4 protein-coding genes are annotated in these 3,270 nt (G+C 42.0%); all 4 read right to left on the bottom strand.

Going from position 1 to position 3,270, the window contains the following annotated elements; all coding sequences use genetic code 11:
* Window positions 1–98 precede the first annotated feature (98 nt).
* The 4 genes from tsf to rplM all read right to left on the bottom strand — a co-directional run bounded on the left by tsf (window position 99) and on the right by rplM (window position 2,673).
* The gene (tsf, locus tag WS42_RS14395; RefSeq protein ID WP_022160839.1) at window positions 99–917 is read right to left on the bottom strand and encodes a translation elongation factor Ts; all 819 of its coding nucleotides are present in this window, start codon (window positions 915–917) and stop codon (window positions 99–101) included.
* Between the two features lie 16 nt (window positions 918–933).
* Window positions 934–1,731, bottom strand: coding sequence for a 30S ribosomal protein S2 (gene rpsB, locus WS42_RS14390; protein ID WP_013612866.1), 798 nt, complete (start codon window positions 1,729–1,731; stop codon window positions 934–936).
* 93 nt (window positions 1,732–1,824) lie between these two features.
* Window positions 1,825–2,211 carry a 30S ribosomal protein S9 gene (gene rpsI, locus WS42_RS14385; RefSeq protein WP_013612865.1) on the bottom strand — a complete coding sequence of 129 codons (387 nt, stop codon included), beginning with the start codon at window positions 2,209–2,211 and terminating at the stop codon, window positions 1,825–1,827.
* Between the two features lie 6 nt (window positions 2,212–2,217).
* Window positions 2,218–2,673, bottom strand: coding sequence for a 50S ribosomal protein L13 (gene rplM / locus WS42_RS14380; protein WP_013612864.1), 456 nt, complete (start codon window positions 2,671–2,673; stop codon window positions 2,218–2,220).
* Between the last annotated feature and the right edge of the window lie 597 nt (window positions 2,674–3,270).

Raw genomic sequence — 3,270 nt, 5'->3', positions numbered from 1 at the left:
TTTTGCAACGGTAAGATAATTCTTTTTACCGAAATAAACAATAGCAAAAGGGGCTATCCGACTTTTTGGACAGCCCCTCTTATTGTATTGGGTTCGGATCAATCGTTCAGTGTAAAACGAATAAATCCGGTTACGGTCAGATCTTTGTCCTGACTTGCTAAATAAGCTTTGATCGTTTGTTTAGCATCTTTTACAAAAGCCTGATTCAACAGGGTAGACTCCTGATAAAATTTGTTCAGACGGCCTTCAGCGATTTTATCGAGCATGTTTTCAGGTTTTCCTTCTTCACGTGCTTTATCACGTCCGATTTCCAGTTCGTGAGCGATCACTTCCTGAGGAACGTCGTTTTTGTCGACAGCGATCGGTGCCATTGCAGCAGCCTGCATCGCTATGTCTTTTTTCACTTGGGTATCGGCATCTTTGTTGAAACCGATCACAGTAGCCAATTTATTACCCGGGTGAATATAAGCGATAGTAGCTTCGGCTTCGATTTTGCCATAATAAGCTAATTCCAGTTTTTCACCGATCACACCGGTTTGTTCTGAAATCTGATCTGCGATAGAACGGCCACCGATTTGTAATGCCAAAAGAGCATCTTTATCAGCAGGCATATTCTCAAAAGCTGCATCCAGAATTTGTTTGGTGAAATTGATGAAGTTTTCATTTTTAGCTACGAAGTCGGTTTCACAATTAAGGCTTACCAAAACCCCTTTCTTCCCTTCTGCGTGAGCCAAAACACAGCCTTCTTTAGCTTCGCGGTCTGCACGTTTGCTAGCAACAATCAGGCCTCTTTTACGGATGATGTCTACTGCTTTATCGAAATCTCCTTCAGCTTCCTGAAGTGCTTTCTTACAGTCCATCATTCCGGCATTAGTTGCATGACGCAACTTCATTACATCAGCTGCTTTTATTTCCATGTTTGTAATTTTTTGATTATTGTTCTTCTGTTGCTTCTTCTGCAACTTCTTCAGCTTCGCCTTCAGCTACTTTTTCTACTTTCTTAGCTGCCGGTTTTTTTTCGGTGCCTTCTTTGTCTTTTTCAGCTTTACGTTCTGACAAACCTTCTTTGATAGCATCGGCTACCCGGTCGATAACTAAACTGATAGAAGTAGAAGCATCGTCATTACACGGAATGACGAAATCAATACAACTCGGATCAGAGTTGGTGTCTACCATTGCAAATACTGGAATACCGAGACTTTTAGCTTCTTTCACTGCAATATATTCCTTCATTACATCCACAACGAAAAGAGCTGCTGGCAGACGGGTCAGATCGGCAATACTTCCTAAGTTCTTGTCGAGTTTTGCCCGCTGACGAGCGATCTGAAGTTTTTCCCGTTTTGAAAGGTGGTCGAAAGTACCGTCTTTCTCCATCTTATCGATGGTGGTCATTTTCTTCACTGCCTTACGGATTGTCGGGAAGTTGGTCAACATACCACCCGGCCATCTTTCAGTCACATAAGGCATATTAATATTAGAAATTTTCTCAGCAACAATGTCCTTAGCCTGTTTCTTTGTTGCAACAAACAGAATTTTACGGCCTGACTTAGCGATCTGTTTCAGTGCTGCAGAAGCTTTGTCCAGCATGATAGCTGTTTTGTTCAGGTCAATGATGTGGATATCATTACGCTCCATAAAAATATAAGGAGCCATTTTAGGATTCCATTTACGGGTGAGGTGTCCGAAGTGACAACCTGCATTTAATAATTCGTCGAAATTCGTATTTGACATTTTTGTGTTTTTAAAAAGTTTACATTCTTCATTTAAGCAATTGCCAGGTAGTCCCACTGAAGGAGTCCTGTCAATTTAGATACTAAACTGAGATTAACGTTTAGAGAACTGGAATCTCTTACGTGCTTTGGGCCGACCCGGTTTCTTACGTTCAACTTCGCGAGGATCACGTGTCATGAAACCTGCTGCCCTTAATTTAGGTTTGTCTTCTGCATTGATTTCAACCAGAGCTCTGGCGATACCCAGACGCAGGGCTTCTGCCTGGCCTTTGAAACCACCACCGTCCAGATTTACCTTGATGTCATATTGACCGGTAACTCCCAACAGTTCGAGAGGTTGTTTAACAATGTACTGGAGTGTAGGTAAGGTAAAATATTCTTCCAACGGACGTTTGTTGATGGTGATATTGCCTTTTCCTTCACTGACGTAAACGCGAGCTACTGCTGCTTTTCTTCTACCGATTGCGTTAATTACTTCCATGATCTGTTAATTTAAAGAGTTTAAATCAATTACCTTCGGCTGTTGAGCTTCGTGTTTGTGTTCGGTGCCTGCATACAGGTGAAGGTTTTTCAAAACTGCTCTTCCCAGACGGTTTTTAGGAAGCATACCACGAACGGCGTGTTCGATTACTCTTTCCGGATGTACTTTCAATACTGCTGCCGGAGAGGTGTGACGCTGGCCTCCGGGATATCCGGTGTGACGAGTGTACAATTTGTCGGTTAACTTATTACCGGTTAACACTACTTTTTCTGCGTTGATGATGATGACGTTGTCGCCACAATCTTCAAACGGAGTAAAGGACGGTTTGTATTTGCCTCTTAACAGTTTCGCAACTTTAGAAGCAAGACGTCCCAAAACCTGATTCTCTGCGTCAACAATAACCCACTCTTTTTGTGCGGTGACTTTGTTGACATAAGTTGTTTTGTAACTTACTTGATCCACTTTTTTTAATTTTTAATGATACATCTGTTTGTTTTTTGGCGCGGCAAACCCTTGCAATTAACGGAGAATGGGAAAAACGCATAGTCGGGCAGGCCAAAATCCCATTCACTGAAAATGTGCCTGCAAGGTAAATGGCTAAGGTTCAACCTTGCAGTTTAAAAGTGTGCACCACTCCAAAATGAGGGGCAAATTTAATCAAAGATTATTTATAATCAAAGAGTTTTGTCTATAAAATAGATTTTGTGAATTATTCGTAATGAAGGATCAGATAACGTTCGGCTTTGACATAAGTCACATTGAGCAGGTTCGTTAGAGGCAAATTAACCGGATTTCCTGCATCATCGTTAAAAACGATATAGGGAAGTTCGATTTGAAATAGCCTGATTTTATATACATGTTTACACTAAATGTAGGTTTATTTTTTCTTTCTATTCCGATTCCGGGTTTTGTGCCATCAGACCGGTTCGCCTGGAACGGTCCGTTAAGGCTTTCCTTCACTGACCGGCGGAACTCCTCACTACGTTCGTCAGACACCACCGGTCGGGCGTTCGGAAAACCTAACCGGACACTCGTTCCTGCTCCAATGGTCCTCCGGTA

The organism is Odoribacter sp. N54.MGS-14 (assembly GCF_000980295.1).
Classification (GTDB): Bacteria; Bacteroidota; Bacteroidia; order Bacteroidales; family Marinifilaceae; genus Odoribacter; species Odoribacter splanchnicus.
This window is presented reverse-complemented; position numbering and strand designations above follow the sequence as displayed.